General features: G+C 58.4%; 21 protein-coding genes. 11 read left to right on the forward strand and 10 right to left on the reverse strand.

What is annotated here, in order from left to right:
* Positions 1-59: 59 nt before the first annotated feature.
* A complete protein-coding gene (locus EC9_RS27185; protein WP_261342885.1) occupies positions 60-185 on the reverse strand; it encodes a hypothetical protein in 126 nt (41 codons plus the stop codon).
* A gap of 53 nt (positions 186-238) precedes the next feature.
* Between EC9_RS27185 and EC9_RS20460 the strand changes: the two genes are divergently transcribed.
* The 6 genes from EC9_RS20460 (at position 239) to EC9_RS20485 (ending at position 5,529) form a co-directional block, all read left to right on the forward strand.
* The gene (locus EC9_RS20460; protein ID WP_145122891.1) at positions 239-556 is read left to right on the forward strand and encodes an ArsR/SmtB family transcription factor; all 318 of its coding nucleotides are present in this window, start codon (positions 239-241) and stop codon (positions 554-556) included.
* Between the two features lie 110 nt (positions 557-666).
* The gene (locus EC9_RS20465; protein WP_145347974.1) at positions 667-1,215 is read left to right on the forward strand and encodes a rhodanese-like domain-containing protein; all 549 of its coding nucleotides are present in this window, start codon (positions 667-669) and stop codon (positions 1,213-1,215) included.
* A gap of 260 nt (positions 1,216-1,475) precedes the next feature.
* On the forward strand, positions 1,476-3,128 hold the full coding sequence (locus EC9_RS20470; RefSeq protein ID WP_145347975.1) for an FAD-dependent oxidoreductase: 1,653 nt from the start codon (positions 1,476-1,478) through the stop codon (positions 3,126-3,128).
* 71 nt (positions 3,129-3,199) lie between these two features.
* Positions 3,200-3,721, forward strand: coding sequence for a rhodanese-like domain-containing protein (locus EC9_RS20475; protein WP_246105800.1), 522 nt, complete (start codon positions 3,200-3,202; stop codon positions 3,719-3,721).
* Positions 3,718-4,869, forward strand: coding sequence for an FAD-dependent oxidoreductase (locus EC9_RS20480; RefSeq protein WP_246105801.1), 1,152 nt, complete (start codon positions 3,718-3,720; stop codon positions 4,867-4,869). The genes EC9_RS20475 and EC9_RS20480 overlap by 4 nt, the downstream gene beginning before the upstream one ends.
* Before the next feature lie 171 nt (positions 4,870-5,040).
* On the forward strand, positions 5,041-5,529 hold the full coding sequence (locus EC9_RS20485) for a bacterioferritin (protein ID WP_145347977.1): 489 nt from the start codon (positions 5,041-5,043) through the stop codon (positions 5,527-5,529).
* Positions 5,530-5,569: 40 nt separating this feature from the next.
* Here the strand turns inward: EC9_RS20485 and EC9_RS20490 are convergent, their stop codons facing one another.
* The 3 genes from EC9_RS20490 to EC9_RS20500 all read right to left on the reverse strand — a co-directional run bounded on the left by EC9_RS20490 (position 5,570) and on the right by EC9_RS20500 (position 8,492).
* Complete coding sequence (locus EC9_RS20490; protein ID WP_145347978.1) at positions 5,570-5,839, reverse strand: acylphosphatase; 270 nt, start codon at positions 5,837-5,839, stop codon at positions 5,570-5,572.
* 32 nt (positions 5,840-5,871) lie between these two features.
* Positions 5,872-7,575: a SpoIIE family protein phosphatase gene (locus EC9_RS20495; protein ID WP_145347979.1), complete on the reverse strand. Its 1,704-nt coding sequence runs from the start codon at positions 7,573-7,575 to the stop codon at positions 5,872-5,874.
* Positions 7,576-7,673: 98 nt separating this feature from the next.
* Positions 7,674-8,492: a sugar phosphate isomerase/epimerase family protein gene (locus tag EC9_RS20500; protein WP_218934300.1), complete on the reverse strand. Its 819-nt coding sequence runs from the start codon at positions 8,490-8,492 to the stop codon at positions 7,674-7,676.
* A 282-nt stretch (positions 8,493-8,774) separates the two neighbouring features.
* Here EC9_RS20500 and EC9_RS20505 point away from each other — a divergent pair, with 282 nt between their 5' ends.
* On the forward strand, positions 8,775-9,116 hold the full coding sequence (locus EC9_RS20505) for a translation initiation factor (RefSeq protein WP_145347981.1): 342 nt from the start codon (positions 8,775-8,777) through the stop codon (positions 9,114-9,116).
* A 78-nt stretch (positions 9,117-9,194) separates the two neighbouring features.
* Here the strand turns inward: EC9_RS20505 and EC9_RS20510 are convergent, their stop codons facing one another.
* From EC9_RS20510 to EC9_RS20515, 3 genes are read right to left on the reverse strand one after another with little or no spacing between them, the layout of a single operon-like run.
* Positions 9,195-10,313 (reverse strand): tetratricopeptide repeat protein, encoded by a 1,119-nt coding sequence (locus EC9_RS20510; RefSeq protein ID WP_218934301.1) that lies wholly within the window; start codon positions 10,311-10,313, stop codon positions 9,195-9,197.
* Between the two features lie 7 nt (positions 10,314-10,320).
* The gene (locus tag EC9_RS26665) at positions 10,321-12,039 is read right to left on the reverse strand and encodes an HTTM domain-containing protein (RefSeq protein WP_218934302.1); all 1,719 of its coding nucleotides are present in this window, start codon (positions 12,037-12,039) and stop codon (positions 10,321-10,323) included.
* A complete protein-coding gene (locus EC9_RS20515) occupies positions 12,012-12,563 on the reverse strand; it encodes a hypothetical protein (RefSeq protein ID WP_145347983.1) in 552 nt (183 codons plus the stop codon). The genes EC9_RS26665 and EC9_RS20515 overlap by 28 nt, the downstream gene beginning before the upstream one ends.
* Before the next feature lie 401 nt (positions 12,564-12,964).
* Between EC9_RS20515 and EC9_RS20520 the strand changes: the two genes are divergently transcribed.
* Positions 12,965-14,917, forward strand: coding sequence for a flagellin N-terminal helical domain-containing protein (locus EC9_RS20520; RefSeq protein WP_145347984.1), 1,953 nt, complete (start codon positions 12,965-12,967; stop codon positions 14,915-14,917).
* Positions 14,918-15,126: 209 nt separating this feature from the next.
* On the forward strand, positions 15,127-15,564 hold the full coding sequence (gene fliW, locus EC9_RS20525; RefSeq protein ID WP_145347985.1) for a flagellar assembly protein FliW: 438 nt from the start codon (positions 15,127-15,129) through the stop codon (positions 15,562-15,564).
* A 159-nt stretch (positions 15,565-15,723) separates the two neighbouring features.
* Here fliW and EC9_RS26670 read toward each other — a convergent pair whose 3' ends face one another.
* Positions 15,724-15,882: a hypothetical protein gene (locus EC9_RS26670; protein WP_218934303.1), complete on the reverse strand. Its 159-nt coding sequence runs from the start codon at positions 15,880-15,882 to the stop codon at positions 15,724-15,726.
* Between the two features lie 436 nt (positions 15,883-16,318).
* On the opposite strand from EC9_RS26670, the gene EC9_RS20530 reads away from it, so the two are divergent.
* Both EC9_RS20530 and EC9_RS20535 read left to right on the forward strand, forming a co-directional pair.
* On the forward strand, positions 16,319-19,318 hold the full coding sequence (locus EC9_RS20530) for a DUF1553 domain-containing protein (RefSeq protein ID WP_246105802.1): 3,000 nt from the start codon (positions 16,319-16,321) through the stop codon (positions 19,316-19,318).
* A complete protein-coding gene (locus EC9_RS20535) occupies positions 19,308-20,678 on the forward strand; it encodes a DUF1501 domain-containing protein (RefSeq protein WP_246105803.1) in 1,371 nt (456 codons plus the stop codon). Before EC9_RS20530 ends, EC9_RS20535 begins: the two co-directional genes overlap by 11 nt.
* Before the next feature lie 282 nt (positions 20,679-20,960).
* On the opposite strand, the gene rimI is transcribed toward EC9_RS20535, so the two are convergent.
* Together rimI and EC9_RS20545 are read right to left on the reverse strand one after the other, a co-directional pair.
* Positions 20,961-21,440, reverse strand: a complete 480-nt coding sequence (gene rimI, locus EC9_RS20540) for a ribosomal protein S18-alanine N-acetyltransferase (protein WP_218934847.1) — start codon at positions 21,438-21,440, stop codon at positions 20,961-20,963.
* A 328-nt stretch (positions 21,441-21,768) separates the two neighbouring features.
* Positions 21,769-22,278, reverse strand: coding sequence for a DMT family transporter (locus EC9_RS20545; protein WP_218934304.1), 510 nt, complete (start codon positions 22,276-22,278; stop codon positions 21,769-21,771).
* Between the last annotated feature and the right edge of the window lie 173 nt (positions 22,279-22,451).

Below are 22,451 nucleotides of genomic sequence, written 5' to 3' on the forward strand. Positions count from 1 at the left end.
CGGAAGGCGTGAACTCTGCAGGTGGCGTCCGTCACCACCCGCTAGAGGTTCATCGATTGTCATCCTTTCCGCATCCGGCTGCAACAACGCAGAGCGGCAAGCCAACCGGCCTCTCCATCCTCGTGAGCCTTGCCCAGCGGCTCAAGCCCCGCGACTGCAAACGAATAATCACCAGAATGATTCATTGACATGTCGCAACATTACGACATATATTAGTAGTAGCCACCGAGGAGATGAAATGACAGCAGCCAAAAAACAAACGAAGCCGCGCGGCAGCGTGCAAGATTTTTCTGCGGCAGCGGAATGCTTGAAGACCCTCGCCCATCCGGTTCGCCTGCGGATTGTGCAGATGTTATTGCATGGCCGTTATACCGTGGGCGAATTGGCTGCGGATTGCGAAATCCCCGACAACGTCGGTTCGGAACACCTGCGACTGCTGCAGCGGTGCGGCTTCCTAGACAGCCAACGCGAAGGACGTCGCGTCTACTACAGCGTCGCCGAACCGCACCTGTCACAATTGATGGCCTGTATCGAAGGGCGTTTCCTGAGCGAATAGCCAACGGAAGAAACGAGAATCGATACACGTCTCTTATTTAGCTAAAAACATCGTCAACTTGCGACATCACGAACAATAGTCCAACTGTCCACCTCTCGGGAGATCTTGAAATGAAATCGATCGAAGTCACTCAACTGTCCGAACTGCAAAAGAACGGCGACGTCGAATTGATCGACGTCCGGATGCCCAGCGAATTCCGCAGCGTGCACGCGGCGGGAGCTCGCAACGTGCCACTGGATTCATTGGATCCGCGCTCGGTTTTCGCCGACCGCAACGGATCAATAGACCAGCCGCTGTATGTGATCTGCCAAGGAGGCAATCGTTCGACGAAAGCCTGCCAGAAGTTCGTCGACGCCGGTTTCGAAAACATCGTCAATGTCGAAGGAGGCACCACGGCTTGGGACAAGGCGGGACTGCCCGTCGTCCGCGGCAAGCAGACGATGCCGTTGATGCAGCAGGTGCAACTGACCGCCGGTTCGCTGGTGCTTCTCGGGGCTGTGCTTGGCTACTTTGTGCATCCTTACTTCATCGGGCTTTCCGCCTTCGTCGGCGCCGGGCTGATGTTCGCCGGCGCGACAGGCACCTGTGGCATGGCGTCGATGCTCGGCAAGATGCCTTGGAATCAGTGCGCCGGTGGTGGTGGATCGTGTTCGGTATGATCATCGGCGCCCTGCGAGTGGTTTAAATGCAATACCGTTCAACGAAGCGTAGTGGACGAGGCTACGAGTCCATTTGCATGCATCAGACCAAATCGCTGGGACTCGTAACCTCGTCCGCTACATCCCGCCGCTAATTCTTGCGACGGTCCGAGGCTCCTTCGTTGAACGGTTTGGGTTTAAATGGATAGGCATCTGCTTTGGGCAGGTGCTTGAGGGTAGAGCATCGAATCGTTAAGGCTGTCGAAGCATTGGAGAAGTTGATGAAGATCGTGATCATTGGTGGTGTCGCCGGTGGCGCATCGGCTGCGGCCCGCGCCCGCCGACTGGATGAAAAAGCGGAGATCGTCGTGCTGGAGCGCGGGGAGCATCCGTCGTTTGCAAACTGCGGCCTTCCCTATTACGTCGGCGGCAAGATTCAGTCGCGCGACAAACTGCTAGTCGCGCCGGTGAAGATGCTCCGCGATCGGCTGCGTCTGGACGTTCGCACTCGCAGCGAAGCGATCCGCATCGATCGCGAAGCGCACCAAGTTCAGGTTCGCAATCTCGACACCGGGCAGGAAACCAGCGAGTCTTACGATAAACTGATCATCGCCACGGGAGCTTCTCCGTTCCGGCCGCCGATCCCGGGCGTTGATGGTTCGCGAGTCCTCGCATTGCGCGACTTGAAAGATGCCGATCGGATGCACGCGATGGCGACGTCGGGATCGAAGCGAGCGGTGATCCTAGGCGCGGGATTTATTGGCATCGAGATCGCAGAGAATTTGGTCCGTCGCGGGATCGCCGTTACGATCCTCGAACTGGCCGACCAGATCCTGCCTCCTTGGGATCGCGAGATGATCGGGCCGATCGACGCCCACATGCGACAGCAAGGTGTCGACATCCGATTGGGCCTTTCGGTGGAGAGCTTTGAAGAGACGCCGACCGGCCTGCGAGTGCAACTGACCTCGGGCGAAACCTTGGACGCCGACTTTGCCGCCGTTTGCATCGGCGTTCGTCCCGAGAGCAAACTGGCTGCCGAAGCGGGCATCGTCTGCGGAGCTCGCGGTGGAATCCAAACGACAGCGAACATGCAGACCAACGATCCGGACATCTACGCCGTGGGAGACGTTGTCGAAGTCGAGTGTTTCGTTTCCAAGACGCCGGTGCAGATACCGCTTGCCGGCCCGGCAAACCGGCAGGGACGGATCGCTGCGGATCACATCTACGGGCGCAACTCGAAGTACCGCGGAACGCAAGGGACAGCGATCGTTGGGGTCTTTGAAAAGACAGCGGCGATGACGGGACTGAGCGAAAAGATTCTGCAGCGGATCGGGACGCCCTACGAAAAAGTCTACATTCACCCCGCCGATCACGCGGGCTATTATCCCGGTGCCGAAGGGATGACGTTGAAACTGATCTTCGATCCTAGCACGGGAAAGGTCTTGGGAGCCCAAGGCGTTGGCAGCAAAGGGGTCGACAAACGGATCGATATCGTCGCGATGGCGATTCAAGCCGGGATGACCGTCGACGATCTGGAAGAGGTCGAACTCTGTTACGCGCCGCAGTACGGACACGCCAAAGATCCGATCAACATGGCCGGCTTTGTCGCCTCTGGAGTCGTCCGCGGCGACCAACCGATCGTCCACGCCGACGCGTCGCTTGCCGAATCGCAGGCGAATCATTTCCTGCTGGATGTTCGCAGCGAAGCCGAGTTTGCGTCGGGCCACATCCCCGCAGCGACCAACGTCCCGCTGGAATCGCTGCGCGAGCGAATCGCCGAACTGCCGCGAGATCGCCGAATCATCGCTTATTGCAAAGTTGGCCAACGAGGCTACTTGGCGACGCGGATCTTGATGCAACATGGATTCGACGTCGCCAACTTAAGCGGCGGGTATACTTCATGGTTGGCCGCGAATCCGTCGCCAACGACCTGACCATGCACGCGACCGTGACATTCAATTCTGCAACCCCATCACGCCGTAAGATTCTCATGTATCGAAACTTCATGCCTCTTCTGATTGCCTCGCTGATGTTGCTTGCGTTCGTCGCGCAACCGGCACCAGCTCAATTGGGCAGCCTGTTTGGGTTCGGCCCCAAAGTGCCGACGATCAGCACCGCCGATCTCAACAAACAACTCGCGGCGCAACGCGATGCGGAAGCGAAAGCCCAAGCCGCCGGGACCACCGCCCCGGTCCCCGACTTTGTTGTTGTCGACGTCCGCAGCGACGCGGAGGTCAACGTCTCGGTGATCCCCGGCGCGATCACCAAGGCGGAATTCGAAAAGAACCAGCAACAATATCAAGGCCGCACCGTGATCGCCTACTGCACCGTCGGCGGCCGCAGCGGCAAATACGCGGCACAACTGGCGAAGGACGGCGTCGACGTGAAGAACTACAAGGGCAGCATCCTGAAGTGGGTCGACGCCAAGCTGCCGCTGGTCACGTTGGAAGGTCAACCGACCAACCGCGTCCACACCTACAGCGACCGATATAGTGTTCCCGCGGAATACGAACAGGTGACCAAGTGAGCCCGAAGCTCGACGAAGCGGCAACTAAGAACATCGTGCTGCTGGGGATGGGGCATACGAATGCCGATATCGCCCATCGCTGGCAGGAGGATCCGATTCCGGGCTGCCGTTTGATCTGCATCAGCAAATTTCCGACGGCGACCTACTCGGGAATGCTGCCGGGAACGCTAGGCCGACAATTCGGCGACGATGAGATGCGGATCGACCTTGCCAGCCTGGCCGATCGCGCCGGGGCCGACTTTATCCTGGCCGATACCAGCGGGCTCGATCTCGCTGCCGGCATGATCCACTTTCACGATCACCCATCGATTCCCTTCGACCTGCTCTCGATCGGCGTCGGTTCGATGCCGGCCGGCTGGGCTGAATATTCGGCTTCGCCCCTGATGGTCCCGATCAAACCGATGCAGACGTTTCTCCAGCGTCTGGACACGCGACTGCAGACCGCCTCGCGAACCGCCGGCGGACCGATGCGCGTTGCCATCGTTGGCGGGGGCGTCGCCAGCGTCGAGATCGCATGCTGCTTGCAAGCGCGGGCTGCCAAGAGCGACGCAAAGCACACCTTGGCGATCGAGATATTCACCAGCAGCGAGCACGTCGCCGATGGGATGACGTCGCGCAGCATCCGCCGCATCGAGCGCCTGTTGGAACGACGCGGGATTACCGTTCAACGGTCACGCCGCGTCGTTGAGGTCGGCGAGACCGATCTAGCGACCGACGACGGCCAACGCCACGCTGCCGATTGCGTGATCTGGGCGACCGGCGCTGCAGCTCCGCCGGTGTTGCAGCAGCTCGGCTTGCAGACCGACGACCGCGGATTCATCGCCACCGCGGCGACGCTCCAATCGTTGACCGATCCGCGAATCTTTGCCGTCGGCGACGCGGGGACGATCGTCGCTTCGCCGGCTCCCAAAGCGGGAGTCTATGCGGTTCGGCAGTGCCCCGTGTTATGGGACAACTTAAATGCGACGATCGCTGGCCAGCCGCTGCATAAATTCGATCCACAATCCGATTTCCTGAAGATCCTCAATACCGGCGACGGCAAGGCGCTGTTGGAGTTCGGTCGCTGGACCGCCCACAGCCGTTGGTGTTGGTGGTTGAAAACATGGATCGATCGGCGGTTCGTGCAAAAATTCCAACGCCCCAAATAACGTTTACGCGTGTTGGTTTGCAAACGCTTGGCGGCGTGGCGTTACCAACTTCACACGCGACGAATTCGCCAGTTGCAAAGCCTTGGGCCCGCCCCGGCGATCGCATATGCTAAACCTATTGGCAATCCACAGACTTTTCCCCTTAATCTATCGCAACGAAGGTTACCCAAAATGACTCGAGTCGAAACGTTGAAGAATCTACAGACAGCTCTTTCGATGGAACTGACAGCGACGCATCAGTACCAATTGCACGCGGGCGTCCTGGACGATTGGGGCATGGACCGCTTGGCGACAAAGATGCGTCAAGAGATGCAAGAGGAGATCGGGCACTCGGACGAATACTTGGCCCGCATCCTGTTTTTGAACGGCGAACCCGAACTGGCCTTGCAGAAGACTCCGGTTGTTGCCCATTCGCTCAACGAGATGTTCGAATTGGACCTGGCCGATGAACGCGAGGCGATCGCTTTTTATTCGGCCGCGGCCCAGAAGGCTGCCGAAGAAGGGGACCTCGGTTCGCGGATGCTGTTCGAGCGAATCGCGTTGGACGAAGAGGGGCACATCGGCTGGCTCGAACTGCAATTGAGCCTGCTGGACCGAATGGGCGAACCGGCTTACATCGCGAAGCACATGTCGGTCGAAGGCGAAGACGAAAACCACTGATGCCGCACGCCGATTCGGCGGCAAGCGATGCCGCTTGCCATCAGTGCTTGATTTGAAACGGGGCCAACTGCCCCGTGGCAGCTTGCCAAGCGACGCTCTTGTCGCGGATGTTCCCCGACATCGAAAAATCGATCCGGCGAAGCAGTTCTTTTAAGTCGCCAACGCTTCCTTCGGCGACCATCTGCACCCGGCGGTCGGGCAAGTTTTGCACCCAACCGGTCACGACCAGACCATCGGCTTGCTCGCAGGCGTTGTAGCGAAAGCCGACGCCTTGGACGTGACCGCGGTAAAAGACTTCGATTCGTTCCATCGTGCGACTGGGCCAGGAAGACTGGCTGGGCTCTACGTTTTGTTGCGTCCTAAGATCACGATACACATGTCGTCGAACTGGGGCGCGTTGCCCGCGAAATCCGAGATCTCGGCAAGAATCCGCTCGCCGATCACCTCGGGCTTGCCACCAGCAAGGACTGCCGCGCGAACGCGTTCCATGCCAAATTCTTCGTCGTTGATATCCATCGCTTCGTTGATGCCATCGGTGTACAGCACCGCCAAATCCCCTGGCTTGATCGGAACCGTGATCCGTTCGTATTCGAAGCCGTCCATGACGGCGATCGGAACGCCCGATTCCTCTTCCCCCGGTTCGCTCAACTTACCATCGGGGGAGAGAACGATCGGCGGCATGTGCCCCGCGTTGACGATCGTCATCGTGTGCTCCTTGGGATCCAGCACAAGCAACAGGAAAGTGACAAACTGCTCGACCGGCAGCGAGCACATTCGCTCGTTCAGTTTATCGATGGCTTTCGCAGGATCGGGTTCGCTGGCCAGACAGAACCGCGTTTCGGCCGACAGTTTCGCCATGTACATCGCCGCAGCGACGCCGTGGCCGACGACATCGGCAACGATGATCCCAACGCGTCCTTCACCGAGGTCGACGTAATCGAAGTAGTCGCCGCCGATGTGATGCGCGGCGCGATAGAAGCTGTGAAATTCGTAGCCCTCGACATCCGGCGGAGACATCGGCAGGAAGGCGTGTTGAACATCGTTGGCCAACCGCAGATCCTGTTCGACAGCCTGCTGTTGGAGCGCGTTTTCATGCATCTTGGCATTGTGAATCGCCACGCCGGCTTGGGTTGCGACCGACGAGAGCAGATCGATATCGATCGCGTTGAAGCGATTCTTCTGATCCATCGTGTCGATCTGCAAAGCGCCAAAAGCCTTGCCATTGCTGTCGATCAACGGAGCGCAGATCATCGAGCGGATGCGGAAGTCGGCGATCGATTCGCTCATCTCAAAGCGTTCATCGCTGGCGGCGTCCAAGGAGATCATCGGTGTCCCCTCGTTCATCACCTGGCGGATGATCGTGCGACTGATCCGCACGGTTCCCTCTTCCGACTTGCTGCGATTTTGGGCCCACCGGGGCACCAATTTGCCATCGGGTGTTTCGAGCACGATGAAGCCGCGGTCGGCTTGGGGGAAGATCCGGAACAGACTCTCCAACGTCGCCGGCAGGACCTCGTCCAACACCAATTGCCCGCCCAAGGAGCGCGAGATGTCGAGCAACGCGCGCAGCTTGGCATCAGTCCCCGCATCGAGCCGGACGACGCCGCTGCTGTCCTTCTGGACTTCGACCTGGCCGCTGGAAGATTCGAGATCAGCGTCGGACCCGTCGTCGTCGACAAGGACCACGCCAAAACCGCTGCCACCGGAATCGTTCAACAGGCCGGTCGACGATTCGGGCCCCATGAAGCCGGGCTGCTCGCCGGTGTGAAAACTGAACTCGACCTCGCAGATCCGGATCTGATCTCCCTCGCGGAGCGTATGCAGCCCGCTGATCAGTTGTCCATTCACAAACGTGCCGTTGCGGCTCTTGAGATCTTCCAACTGGATCGCATCGTCCGACCGCACGATCTTCGCGTGATGGCGGCTGACCGCCCCAACTTCGACAACCACTTTGCATTCGGGATGGCGACCGATGATGATTTCGCCTGGCGGAATCTCGTGTCGTGCCCCTTTGGAGGGCCCCGAAATTGTACTTAAGAACGCCATGAATGCTCCGACGCTGAAATGCGAACATAAAACGACCGCATTTTAGTCGTTGGCGATCGGCGACGCACCTGGGCAATTGGGAATCGAGTCTCTGCGGCTCAAGATTCCGCTGGCGTGCGAACCAGGGCACTCATCGCTTGGAACGAATGCTCCAACATCTGGTCGTAATCGAGGTGCTCGATCGACTCGCCAATCAATTCCAGCTCAAAGCTGCCGTCGTAGCCGGCGTCTTCGAAGCATTCGACGATCGCGGCGAGGTTTTGTTTCCCCTGGCCCAACAACAATCGGTCCTGTTCGCCCATCGGTACGTGAGCGGCATCGCCCAGCTGAACCAAACGCACCAAAGGAGCGACATCGGGCAACCATTGGAACAGGTTGGGGTCGTGCCCCAGATGATACGAATCGAAGACCAATCCCAAACCGGGCCAACTGATCTCGCCGATCGCATCGATCGTGTTTTGGATGTTGTTCAGGAAACAGCCCTGGGTTCCAGCACCGAGATGCATCGGTTCGAGAGCCACGTCCAAGTGCAACGCCGCGGCCGCTTCACAGACTTCGGTGAGCGCTTGACGCAGCAGGCGTCGCGAATGTGATCCGGTGTGGTTGTTGCGATCGCCCGAGACGACGATCAAACATTCGGCACCCAATTGAGCCGCGAGATCGACGGCATCCAACGCGTCGTGGATGCTGTCGTTGAAACTTCGCCCGTCGCCGCCGGTGAAGCCGCCGGCCCAACCGACCGACGAGACGCGGAGCCCGTTTTCTTGAATCAGCTCGGCCCCTTTTTCGGTGCCGTATTCAGCCAACTTGGCCCGCCAGATGCCGATCGAATCGAATCCGTGCTTCGCATATGCGAAGACATCTTCTTCAAACGACCAGCGGTAGGTCGACAACTCATTGACGGAAAGTTTAGGCATAATTTCGTCGTGTCGCTGAGGCGGCGTATGTGTTGTGAAGTTCCGAAGATCTTTACATTCGTGCGGCGGACAGTATGCCGGGGAATGAATATCTTGTAAAGAAACATCTGGCATTGAATCGGGCAACGACGAAAAATAACGACTTCGTTGTTTCGATGATATTGCAATTTGCAGGACCCCTTGAAATTGCTATCGCTCGAAATTCTTCGAGTTTGTTTTCCCAATATCGGGGATGCAATCGCAAGCTTCCCACCCAATCACGAACCGAAAGTTACCGCGCCGATGAGACTCTTCGCAGGCACACCCTTCGACATCCCACCGACATGCGATCGCTGCGGTGCACTCGAACAAGATTGCAAATGCCCACCGTTGCCACCACCCAAACTCGATCCACAAAAACAGACCGCGCGGCTGATGACCGAAAAACGCAAACGCGGCAAAGTGGTCACGCTGGTTAAAGGCTTGCCCGCCGAAGGGAACGATCTGCCCGCACTGCTAACGCAGCTCAAGTCGCGATGCGGCGCAGGGGGCACGATCAAAGAGGATCACTTGGAGATCCAAGGCGATCACCTGGAAACCGTCCGCAGCGTGCTGAGTGAAATCGGCTACCGCACCAAGGGATGATCGACGCTGCGGATCAAGCGTTTCCATCGCGAGACCACTTCGTCGTCGCGAGTCTGGTTTTGCGAAAGCCCGATCGACTCATGGCGTCGGATCGACGACGACCTTCAACGTCGCAACGCTGACCTGTTCCGACGTTGGCTGCCAATCTTCGATGAACCGCCACTGACCACCTTGCAATCCCGAATCGGTCGCGATCAACAAGCTCTTGGGAATCGATTCATCCAGCACCGCCGGCTGCGCTGCGGCGGCGATCGCGATACTCTCCTGATCCACATCCAAGAGCGCGACGAACAGCTTCCGCTGCTGGCCCTGCTTTTCGATCGTGAACGGAAAATGAGGCTCTTCCCCGCGAGTCGCCTTCCATCCTTGCGCATCGATCGCTTGCTGCACGTCGACCAATTCGACATCCAACCCAACCGAAGGATCCAACGCCAACGATCGCATCGCCAAAACGATCTCTTGGGATACGATCTCATGATCCATCTGCGATGCCTGCTGCAGGCTCTCGCGAGCCTCATTCGTCTTGCCCAATCGAGCCAACGCCATACCGCGATTGAGCCAGCCGCGGGAATTCGAATCGTCCAATCCCAGCGATTTGTCGTAATCGGCGATCGCCACCGCATATTGCTTCTGTTCCAAGTGTAGATTGCCACGCATGAAGTAGCCTTGCGCGTCGGGGCTCAATTGAATCGCGCGGTCGAAATCGTCCATCGCCGCTGCAAAATCACCGGTATCGTGATAGGCGAGGCCGCGGTTTTTGAACCCTAAAACAAACTTTGGCGATTGCTTCAAGACGTGCGTAAAGTCGGCGATCGCGGCTTCGAAGCGGCCGTTCTGCGCGTGCAACACGGCGCGATTGTTGTACGCTTCGACGTAGCCCGGGTTGGCAGCGATCGCGGCATCATAATCGCTTAACGCTCGCTCGCCGTCACCGGTTCGCTCGTGCGCCAAACCGCGCAGATAAAGGGCTTGAGCATTTGCCGGCTGCGATTCGATCAACTGATCAAAGACGCTAATCGCTTCGGCCGGCCGCTGCGCATCGGACAGGTATTGGCCGCGCTGCAACAGCTCGGCTGGTGAGAGTCTCCCGCCATCACACCCCAGCGTGACAAGGATCGATGTCGCAGCCAAAACGGCGGCGAACCAAGCACCAAAACGATGCCGTGGACGAGGGGGACGCGGGCGAGATCCAATCATAGTGTCGTTAATTTGGTCGGTTGTGAGAAGTAAGCGAAAAGATATTGTCCCCCGGTTCCTCGTCCGACTCGGACGTCGGTCCGGCCTGCGGCAGCGAACCGCCATCATCGGCCGGCGGGCGAACGCCTTCCAAGGCGGCACGAATCTGTTCGAACGATGCGGGGATCGCCAAACCGATCGTCCGTCCATCGGCGGAGGTCGTCTGCGAGACCTGATGCGGTTCGACCAACACGACGAAGACCGAATCGGGGCGTTCGTCCAACTGGGCTCGCCAAAACCGAAGCTCGCTAGTCGGCAGCTTGTATCCGTTGCACATGACATAGCGCGGCTTCAGCACGTTGTAGACCTCGATCGTTTCGGGCCAGGCGTCCAACCCGATACAACGGTATCCATTCGCTTCCAAAGCTCGAATCAAACTACAGCGCCGTTTGGCAGACCGTTCCACAAACAGAACCATGTTGTCGCGATCGTTTTCGCCAAGCATCATCTTTACTTTCTTGATCGGTTTCACTGCCGGACGACGTGCGTCCCCCGCAGCCATCGGTTCGCAGACCGCTGCCGCCGCAGAGTCCTTCGCATCCTGATCGGAGCCGCAAACGCTTGCAAGCTTCACCGTCGATGGCTGGTCGGTTTTCTCGTTCGCCGCGCTTGGAATGGCAGCCCGAGCAGACTTCTCCGGCGCGACGCGCTCGTCATCCGCGAACGCTAGCTCGATACGGCTCCGCTCGACTTGTAAGTCTTTTCGGTCACCGCGCGACAATCCGCTCGCTCGACGCAACGCTTGGCTGCAGTGAACCAACATCGCCGTGGGGACAAAGCTCACATAACCGACAACCATAATCAAAGCGAAGGGCCACAGCCCCAAGAACAGCCCGATTCCAGCGTGCATGCCCATCCCAACGGTCAACACCCACCAACGCAGGGACCGGTTCCAGACGAGGAACGAGAACGAGATCTCCCAGGCCCAAGTGCCAATCGTGAGCAACTGATACAACCAGGGGACATAAGCGAGCCAGGTCATGCTGACCTGCTGGTGTTCGTAATTCGACGCGATCCACCAGATCGCCTCCCCCGACAACCACGAACCGCCTTGCAGTTTCGAGAGTCCTGCCCACAGATAGATCACACACAGATGCACCTGGACCATCCGCGTCGTCAATCGCGCTGCCGATGACAACGCGACCGGGGCGGTTGGTAGTCCTCGACGCCGCCGGTTCCGCTGACTCCACCAGCGATCGATCGACAACCGCGCGCCGCACGGCCCCAAGCAGAGATACAACAACCAAGCGGCGGTGACTTGATCCAAGCCAAATTGGACCATCGGTACGCGGTTGGCGTAGGAGATGCAGATCAGTAGCGCCGCGAATTTTGTGATCCGCGTGAACAGACCGATCGTAAACGCGGCGACGACCAGCATCGCCGCGCCGTGCGCCAGCCATAACCAATCGTCGGGAACCCACCACCAAAACGAAAACGTCCACTGACCGTGCTGGATATGGCTGACCAATTCCGCCGATTGCCAGCCGATTTCGCTGCCGAAAAATGCCGACAGATCGAACGACCAAATCGCCAGCGTATACAGCAAGACCAACCCCGTCGCGATCCGCAGCCATGCGACGCCGATCGGATCTTCGGGTTGATACCAGAATTGTTGCCAGGCGTCGCGAATCGCAAACCAGCGATCGCGAACGTTGGCGATCAATCGGGGCGCGGTGCGCTGTGCCATTTGAATTCGCCAAGCCAAAGTTCGTTGTAAGTGATCGGATCGTCGATCGCGCGGCCAGCCCGAACCTGATCGGGGGTCGATAATTCGTGCTGCACTTGCGACAGAGTGACCGATGCGGCCTGTTGCTGACGGGCGATCTGCGCGGCAAAGGTCTGCACGATCAACGGCTTTAGATCCGGACGGGCTCGAAACAACGCAGCCATCTGTTCGGTCAACAGGAAGTGCCGGTGATAGCGTAGCCGAGGGGAAAGCTGCCGATCGGGCAAGCGGTTCCAATCGATCGAACCGTCGCCGCGGGTCGCTTCATAAGTGACCAACGTCGCTCCCCCCGGTTCGGGAGCGAAGAAGTGGTAGCCGTGATTCAGATACAACGCCTGCAGGTATCCGCTGCACATCCGCCAGGCGCTGCGGGCGATTTGGGTCGACGGAGGAATCGAAGCTGGCGCGGTGCAGATGGCAAAAAAGTGGAAGACGATCCAAACGTTAAGCAGGACGAGGCCGGTTCGTTTTAAGATCGATCGCACAGTCACTCCGATTTGACGCGACCTTGCGACTCCAGTTTGGCCATCCCTAATTACAAATTACAGAAAAGTTGTTCTGTCGGTTTCCGCCCGCGTCTACCGCCGCATGCCTCCGCGCGGCGGTGGCTCGATCGTCCAGCAAACGCCGACAACCGGTTGGTCCCCCGCGGTCGCCCCGACCGCATTGCTTCGCCAGCTATCCTAGTCGGGACCGAGCGGATCGGGAAGGCAATCCCCCCGAAGCACCCCAAGCAGGGGAAACACCCAGCCAGCGGGCGGGGCGTAAATGTTGTAATCGCCGCTTTCGTTGAATTCTTTCGAATTGCAAGTCCGATTAATGACTGTTGAGCCGCGGACCGGGAGAGTTGGTCGCCGCCGTAATCCATCCACGTTCGGGATCTGAAATGAGCTTGCTGCCGGTCTCTACGCCACGAACCTCCGATGCGCTAACGCAGCAGCGGTTGATTCGTCAGCTGAACACGGACAGCCTGGCGCTCGAAAATCTGTACACCCAGCTGAGCACCGGGCAGCGAGTCAATACGCTCAGCGACGATCCCGCCGCCGCGATCACGGCGATCTCTTTGCAAGCATCGCAGGAATATTCGGCAACGATGCTGCGGAACGCGCAATCGGCCGAAGGGTATCTGAACGTCACCGACACGGTTTCGGCGACGATCGACAATGCGTTGATCGAAGCGCAGGGCACGATCATTGCCGGTGCTCAGGAACCGCTGGGGGACGAGGAGCGGGATGCGTATGCGCAGAGTCTGGCGCTGACCATCGACCGCTTGATCACCGCGTCGAACCAAAGCTACCGCGGGCATTACGTCTTGGGAGGTGCGATCGATCAATCGCCGCCGCTGGCCCGCGAGGAAGACTTTGTCGTTTGGTCGGGCCAACCAGCGCTGCAATCGACGCAGATCAGCAAGGATTGGTTGCTCAACACCGGCGTCAACGCTCAAGAATCGCTTGGGGTGGGAGCATCGATCGCATCGAGTTCCGATCTCGACGCGGCCGTCACGCGCGAGACCCAGCTGAAAGATCTCTATGGCGGAAGCGGTGTTCCGCCGGGCGTGATTCGAGCTAGCGGCGGAGAGAGCTGGACCGATATCGATCTCCGCGCGGCCAAAACGGTGGGCGACCTGCAAGACGCGTTGAACAACATTTCGTTGGAAGAGCGGCCGTTGAGCGTGTCGTTGTCGTCGACGGGGATCTCGATCGATTATGCCGATGGACTTGGCGGCACGCTATCGATCGACGATGTCGGGGAGGGGAAGACGGCCGAACTGCTAGGCATCCGCAATCCGCAAGGTTATTCCGGCTTGCCGTTGGTCTCTCACAATCTCGATCCCGTCTTAACCGGTTCGGTCCAGCTGACCGATGTGGCTGGCGGGGCGGGGATCGACGTCAGCGCGGGAATCCGGATCGAACAAGGAAGTCGCTCGTTTACTGTCGATCTGAGCCAAGCCGAGACGATCGAAGACGTCGCCGTGGCCATCAATCTTTCCGGTGCCGATGTCCGAGCGACGATCAATCAAACCACCGGCAAGATCCAAATCGCAGGCTTGGCCGATGGGGTCGATTATTCGATTACGGAAAACGGCGGCACGGCGGCCGAGCAGCTTGGCCTGCGAACTTCGACAGCCGCGACCAAGCTAACCGAACTCAACCGCGGGCTGGGCTACGAAACGACCAACGGCACCGATCTCACAATTTCGCGAACCGACGGCAGTCTGTTGGAGATCGATGTCGACGGTGCGGAGACCGTTGGCGATGTCATCGATCGGATCAACAATCACGTCGATAACATCGGCCCCAACGCGGTCACGGCCTCGCTGCGAACCGATGGCAATGGGATTCAACTGCAAAGCATCGCCGGGACATCGACGCTGACGATCGGGCAACCGACCGGCAGCAGCGTCGGCGAGGCGTTGGGCCTGATTGCCGCCGGGACGGAGGAGACCGAAGCTGTCGACGAAGCGGGGAACGCAGTGATCCGTGGCACCGATTACCGCCCGGTCGAGACGGGCAGCACGATCGACACCCTGTTGCGTATGCGGACCGCGATTCAGGAAGGGGACATTCCCGAGATCACGCGTCTGGCACCGCGAATGGATCAGCATCTGCAGCAGTCAGTGCAGATGCGAGCGGATGTCGGTTCGCGGGTCCAGAATCTGGACAACGTGCGCCAACAGACCGAAGAGTTATCGATCGAATTGAGCGCTCAGCTGTCGAACCAAATCGACGCCGACTTTGCCTCGGTGATCAGCGAGATGACGGCCCGGCAGCAAGCGATGCAGGCCAGTCTGCAAGTCACTGCACAGATATCGCAGTTAACCGTCCTGAACTTCCTTTAACAGATTTTCCAATGTTGGCGATTGAAATTGCCGAAAACTAGGAACAGCGACCTTTGGGAATCGGCCGCAAACGGGACCGCAAGCCCCTATCGCACCTGCCACAATTGGCCGACAAGCGATGGAACGGTCTCCGGGGACGATTCCTCTCCAGGCAATTTCGCGAGTCGCTTCCCGCACACCACAAACCTCACGTTTTGGGAATCGCAGTCATGCGTATCAACACCAGCCGCTTCGGAACGCTCGACCTGGCAGAAAACGAACTGTTCAACTTTCCTCAGGGATTGATCGGTCTCGAATCGCTAAAGGTATGGTGCTTGGTCCCCGATCCGACCAGCCCCGCGGTGGCTTGGCTGCAATCGGTCTCGCGAGCGACGCAAGCGGTGGCGGTGATCAGCCCCCGAGCGTTTGTCGAAGACTATCGAGCCTGTGTCTCGTCACGCGACCTGGGAACGCTGCAGATTCGACCTCAAGATCGAACCTATATCGTGACCACCGTCGCCGGTCACGTCGGCCGGCTGACCACCAACTTGCAAGCTCCGATCGTGATCAACCTCGATCGCCAACTCGGTTGCCAAGTGGTCGCAACGGACGATCAACCGCTTCGTTTTGCATTGCACATCGCTTTCGAACACCGCGCCGCAGCGTAACGCGTCTATTAAGGATAAGGATGCGATCCGCCAAGGTCGCACTCTGACGGCGACAGCAAGGCATCGATCTGCTGTCGTCTTGCGTTCCAACGCTCCGCTGGCTCACCAGCAAGTCTCGCACTCCAGACATCGGACCGATTCGGTCCCCCGACCGTGCCGTCAGGTAAGCATTCCCAGCCCGGGCAAACAACAGCCAGCGGCGTCGTGGACTGCGGCGGAATGGATGCTTCCATCGGCTGTCGACAGTCGATCGAACCAGAATCCCGAGAACCCTCCGCCAGACTCTTCGGTGGCGCGAGTTGCATTGCCAATCCGCAAAGCAGCTCTCTTCTAGTACTGCACTCGGTTGAGCTCTCAACGAGGACCGCACCAACGGCCGTAGGTTGCAGCAAGCATTTGCGGGATTGTTAATCGCGAGTCGATACTCCCCCAGGCTAGCCTGCACTTCGCGCGCGAACAGGACAGCTTCCCACCGCCCGCCACGACTTCGCATAAGAATGACAGCAGCCCAAAGCAAGGGAACGGATCAATCACTGTTTGCGTTTAGGCACTATTGGTAACCGGACGCGTAAACGAGGAACCGCGTGACTTCCTCCCCTACGCGGCGGGCTACAATTTCCACTGGCGCTCCAGCTTGAAAAATGCTTTGCCCTGAGAGCAAGGGCTAAAGAATGTTGCAATACGCCCCGCATTCTGTGATAATTGCACCCCCACCCGGCCGGCGCCCCCCACCGCTCCAATCGAGGCTGTCAAATTGTTTCGAATCCTTCCCTTGCTCTGCCTCTGTCTATCCGCAGTCATCGACTTGCAGTTCGCGTTAGCACAGCCGGAGATCTCGGCGCAAGAGCGAATGTTTTTCGAGAACAAGATCCGGCCTGTTTTGGTCGAACATTGTTACGGTTGCCACAGCGTCGACGCCGACGAAATTGGCGGCAAGCTGTTGCTCGATAGCCAGGCAGCGATGATGAAGGGGGGAGAGTCGGGACCAGCTTTGATGGCCAACGATCCCGAGAACAGTCTGATCATTCAAGCCCTGCGATACGACGAGGGCGCATCGGCGATGCCTCCCGATGAGCCTCTGCCCGAAACGGTCGTCGGCGATTTCGTTCGTTGGGTTTCTCGTGGCGCAGCCGATCCGCGGACCGAAACGACGACACATCCTTCCGATGACGATTTGGATCGCGAATCGCTCTGGTCGTTTCAACCACGCCGTTCGCCTCTGCCGCCGCAGATTGCCGACGCCTCGTGGGCTCTCGATCCATTGGACCATTTTGTCGGTGCGCGGCAGGAATCCGAAGGGCTGCAACCGACGACAGATGCTCCCCCCGAAACTCTCGTTCGGCGTCTGTATGTCGACTTGATTGGATTGCCACCAACCAACGATCAGACCGCTGCCTTTATCGCCGATTGCGAGCACGATCGCAGCGGTGCGATTCGTCGTCTGGTCAATCACCTGCTCTCCTCGCCACAGTTCGGGATTCGTTGGGGACGCCATTGGTTGGACGTCGCGCGGTATGGAGAATCCAACGGCAACGATGGACTGGGACGCAACGCGAGCATGCCCAATGCGTGGCGTTACCGCGACTATGTCATCGACGCAATGAACCGCGATACGCCCTACGACCGCTTCTTGACCGAACAGATCGCAGGTGATTTGTTGCCTGCCGAGACAGCCGACCAACGAAATCGGAATCTCATCGCGACCGGATTCCTCGCGATCGGTTCGAAGCCAGCGGTCGCGATGAACAAAAATTTTGCGATGGATATCGTCGACGATCAGATCAACGCGGTCTGCACGACGGCGATTGGATTGAGTGTCGCATGTGCGCGTTGCCACGATCACAAACACGATCCCATCCCCACCCGCGACTACTATGCGTTGGCGGGAATCTTCTCCAGCACCGAAACACTCTACGGCTTGGCGGGGAAGGAATCGCTGACCGCTCCGCCAACTCCGCTCCATCCGCTCCGTGACCAATGGGTGACGGAGAGCGAAGATCGGGACGCCCGCAGCACTTCGCCGATTTTTCCCGCCAGCTATCCTCAAGCGATCGAGAGCCTCGATCCGTTGCTCTACAGCTCTTTGGAATCGGTTCCGGAGAAATTGAAAGCCGTAGATGTCGGAGGTTTTTCACCGAAGAACTTTGCCGCACTCAAAGGGAGTCGCTTGATTGGGAAACTGCCCACCGCGGACGTCTCCTACAGCGTCGCGTTTTGGTTCAAAAACGAATCACCCAACGGAAGTCGCCCGATCACGGCGTATCTGTTTTCCCGTGGCATGCTGAACGACAAAAACGTCCCCGGGGATCATCTGGGAATTGGTGGCACCCACAACAAGTCGCGAACGGGCAAATTGTTCGTTTTCAATGGGAATGCTGGGAAGAAAAGTGTTGCCGGATCGACGGTGATTCAGCCGCAAACATGGAACCATATTGCGATGGTCCGCCAAGACAAGAAGGTCCAAGTCTTCCTCAATGGAGGATTAGAAATCGAGACAACGATGCCGGCAACGTTTGGCGATTCGCTTGATTTCTGCTTCGGAGCTCGCAGCGAAAAAGCATTTCCGCTGCACGGTAACCTGGCGCATGTGGCACTGTTTCCAAGAGCACTCTCGACCGTAGAAGCGAAGGAGTTGTACCGCACAGCGGACCAACCCGAACCACCAAGAACCTTAGGTTGGGCGATGGGCGTGCGCGAACGCAACCCGGAAAAAATAGTCGACAGCAAAGTCCATATCGATGGGCTGACGGGCAAATATGGTCCACAGGTTCCTCGGGGCACTCTGACCGCTTATCGCCAATTCGTCGACGCGGCTGAATCGACCAATGGATTCAGTCCGACCATCGCAGAGGAATTGCAGATCGCTCCGGAGCGCAGCGGACGACTTGAGCTGGCGCGATGGCTGACCGATCCCTCCCATCCCCAAACCGCTCGCGTGATGGTAAATCGGATCTGGCTTCATTTGATGGGGCGCGGGATTGTGTCGACGCCCGACGATTTTGGTGTTTATGGCGGCCGACCATCGCACCCCGAATTACTCGACCACCTGGCGAACCGGTTCGTCCAGTCCGGCTGGTCGATCAAGCAACTGATCCGAGCAATCGTTCTCAGCCGGACCTACCAATTGGACAGCCAATGCGATCCATCGCTAGCCGCCGCGGATCCCGAAAACCTTCTGTACGGGCGACACCTGTCGCGGCGACTGGATGCCGAATCGATCCGAGACAGCATGTTATTGGCCAGCGGAGAACTCGATTTTGCTCCAGGACAAGGTTCCGCGATCCAGGAACTGGTCGCGCTGATTAATCGGCCACTGGGCGCCGCCGCCAACCTTCACCGCCCCAGCAATCATCGCAGCGTGTATCTGTGCATGCTGCGGCACGCGCCACCTGCGGAACTGTCCGCCTTCGATCTGCCCGATGGAATAGAAGTGCTGGGCCAGCGGAACGTGACGACGTTACCGACACAGTCGTTGTTCTTCATGAACAGTCCACTTGTCGTGGCTCAGTCCGAACGACTTGCCGAACGATTGATGGCCAGTGGCGGAGACGACGACTCCAAAATCCGGCTGCTATTCCAGACCACCCTCCAACGCCCACCTTCCCCGCTTGAGTTGAAACAAGCGGTGGCATTGGTGCTGCAAACCGAGACCTCGTTCCCATCGGAAATCGATTTACCGCAGCGACAGCAGAAGGCGTGGGCCAGTCTCTGCCAAGCTTTGTTCACCTCCAACGAGTTTCGCTATGTCGACTAACACAAACTCCGTTGCCATCGCTACGCGGCGGCAGATGCTTCAAACCACATCCTTCGGTTTTGGGTATCTGGCGATGCAATCGCTGTGCCAGCAAGCCGTCGCTGCAGCTCCTTCAGCATCCGCCACAGCCGGCATCACCCCCAGCTTCCCGCGGGCGCGTCGCGTAATCTTTTTGTGCATGAGCGGCGGGCCGGCGCAGATGGATACATTCGACTACAAACCGCAAACGGGAAAGAAGAAACACGCCGGGTCGGTCTTCGATTTCAGCCAACATGGCGAAAATGGAATCTGGGTCTCGGAGCTGTTGCCCGAAACGGCCCGGCATATCGACCGGATGTGTATCATCAACGGGATGCATGCCGATACGGGGAATCACGCCCAGTCGTTTCTGCAAATGCACACCGGCGAACGGCTCCGCAAACGTCCCAGCATGGGATCTTGGATCTCTTACGGCTTGGGAACCGAAAACGAAAATCTACCGGGCTTTATCAGCCTCAACGCATCGAAGCCCTCGGTCTATTCCAGCAGCTTCCTGCCCACGCAGTTCGAAGGGACGCCGATCGGCACCAATGGCGAAGATATGTCCCAAGCGACGATCCGCGATATCGCCAGCCAGCATCTGCCCCACTCGGCACGGCGTCAACAGATCGATTTTGTCCAGTCGATGAACCGACAACATGCCACCGGACGCGCCGATCAGTCCCATCTAAACGGCATCATCGAATCGATGGAACTCGCGTTCCGGATGCAAAGCAGCGCCCCGGATCTGTTGGACCTGTCCAACGAAACCGAAGCGACGCTACAGCGATACCGCGTTGGAAAAAAGTTGTCGGTCGGCACCTGCCGTCCCACCGACTTCGGCCGTCAGTGCCTGTTGGCGCGCCGATTTGCCGAAGCGGGAGTGCGATTCATCGAGGTGAATCACGGCGGCTGGGATCAACATAAGAATCATCGACGCGACCTCAAAGCCAATTGCGAAACCATCGACGCGCCGATCGCTGCGTTATTGGAAGATCTCGCCGCGCGGGGAATGTTGGAAGACACGTTGTTGGTTTGGGGAGGCGAATTCGGCCGGCCTGGACTGGTTCCCGACAACGGCAAAGACGAAACCGGTCACAATCATCGTGGGTTCACGTTTTGGCTGGCTGGCGGTGGCGTCAAGGCTGGCTACGTTCACGGGCGGACCGACGACACCGGTTCTCGAGCTGTGGAAGGGAAGGTTCACTTCCGCGACCTGCACGCGACGGTCCTGCATGCGTTGGGGCTCGATGCGAACAACATGACCTATCAACACGCCGGCCGCGCCCACCGACTGACCGGTCCCGAAGGTGGCCAAGTCATCCACGACCTGTTCAATTGAGATGCGATGGTGTTGTGAACGCCAAACCTTGTTGGTTTCGTTCCGGGCACTTTGACCGGTTGTCCGATGCATACAGCCGAATACGCAAGCCACACAAGAGTCCAAACGCAGACTCTCAGAGGACATCGGGAGTCTCAAGGTTTGCGCAAGCCTTTCTTGGGGCTTCCGCCAACCGCCCAATACAGCTTGGGTCTGCTGGCTGCGGAATGAGGTTGCCCCCGAAGGCGCTGAGATATCAGCCGCCTCTTCACCACTTGGTGTCTAAACCAGGCAAGCGTGGGATTAACCTGCCATGCGGCCGATTCGATTTCCCTTGGGAACCGACATTTCCTGTTGGCTAGGTTGGTACCGGTACTGCATGACGTATGCATCTTCGCTGGTATCGTCGTAGAAATCGCGAAGCACCGAAACCGCTTTGAAGCCACTGTTGCGGAAGAACAGTTGAGCATCGAGATTGGTTTCACGAACTTCCAACATGATCCGATTGCGGCGATCGTGCGACAGCTTGCCAACCAACTTACCAATCATCGCTTGGCCGACGCCACGATGACGGACTTCGGGATTGACGGCAAAGTTGAGGATGTGCAAACGGTTCTTGTGCAGCTCATAAATCATAAAGCCGACAACACGGTCATCTTCTTCGGCAACCATGCCGATGCAGTTCCGCTGACGCAAGCAGCGAATAAACTCATCTTCCGACCATGGGAATTCGAAGCTTGCCGCTTCGATGTCGAGAACCGACGGCATATCGCGACGAATCATCCAACGAATATGCACCGTTGTGGCTGAACTTTGAGATTGTTCCATTACCGACTCCTTCCTCGGGCGGAGGCTGTGACGCCTTAGTATACATCAACGTAAGACGCGATCCTTCGACGTCTCAAGTCCCATTCGTTGACCGAGGGAGGTTATCAGAAGGCCGCCAGAACGCCAAGAGAAATCAGGCCAGATTTTAATTCCAGTTTTCGATGCAATTTGTTCATTTTCACTTAGAAATTCAACAAAACTGCTGTTGCGTTAAAACTCACTTTCGGCGTCCCCAGCAAGCTTGCAACGCCTCCGTCGCCCCCGTCCTTCAAACAACCGCCGCTCAACGTTCGGCCGACGGCCGCGCATCGCTGGAACGAGTTTCGTCGCTGACGGCCGGCGTGCTGCGCGGTCCACTCTCCATGCTCGACAGAATTAATCCGGCGACTAATAGGATCGCTCCCATCACCCGCACACCGCTGGCCGAGCGTTGGGTGAAGCCGGCCAACCCGAAGTGATCCAACGCCAACGACGCGATCGCTTGCCCGGTCACGATCAATGCGATCCACTGCAAGGCGCCGACGCGGGGAGCGAAGATCATCGACATCGTGACCAGAAAGGCGCCGATCGATCCGCCCAGCCATGCCCACCAAGGGAGCGATGACAACGAATCGGTGAACCGCGGCGGAAAGCGGCCGCTGAAAATCGCGATCGCCACCAGCACCAACAGCCCCGAACCAAACGAGATGATCGCTGCGTGCAACGGATGCCCCATCTTCCGCGATAGCGTCGCGTTGACACCCGGCTGTGCCGCCAGTCCCGCGCCGCCAATCAACGCCGTGCATACGATCATCAAATACATCCAACGCGACAAAGGAAGGCTCCATCTAAAGTATGAGGACTTGCGGCTGACCGATCGACCGATTCATGCGACCACGCCCCGATTCCGCTGGCCCCCATCATCGATCAGCTGTCAGAAACGGTCAACGTGGCGGCGGTTTACCCAATCCCTCGCCCCGATCCGGC

This window comes from Rosistilla ulvae (genome assembly GCF_007741475.1).
Lineage (GTDB): Bacteria > Planctomycetota > Planctomycetia > Pirellulales > Pirellulaceae > Rosistilla > Rosistilla ulvae.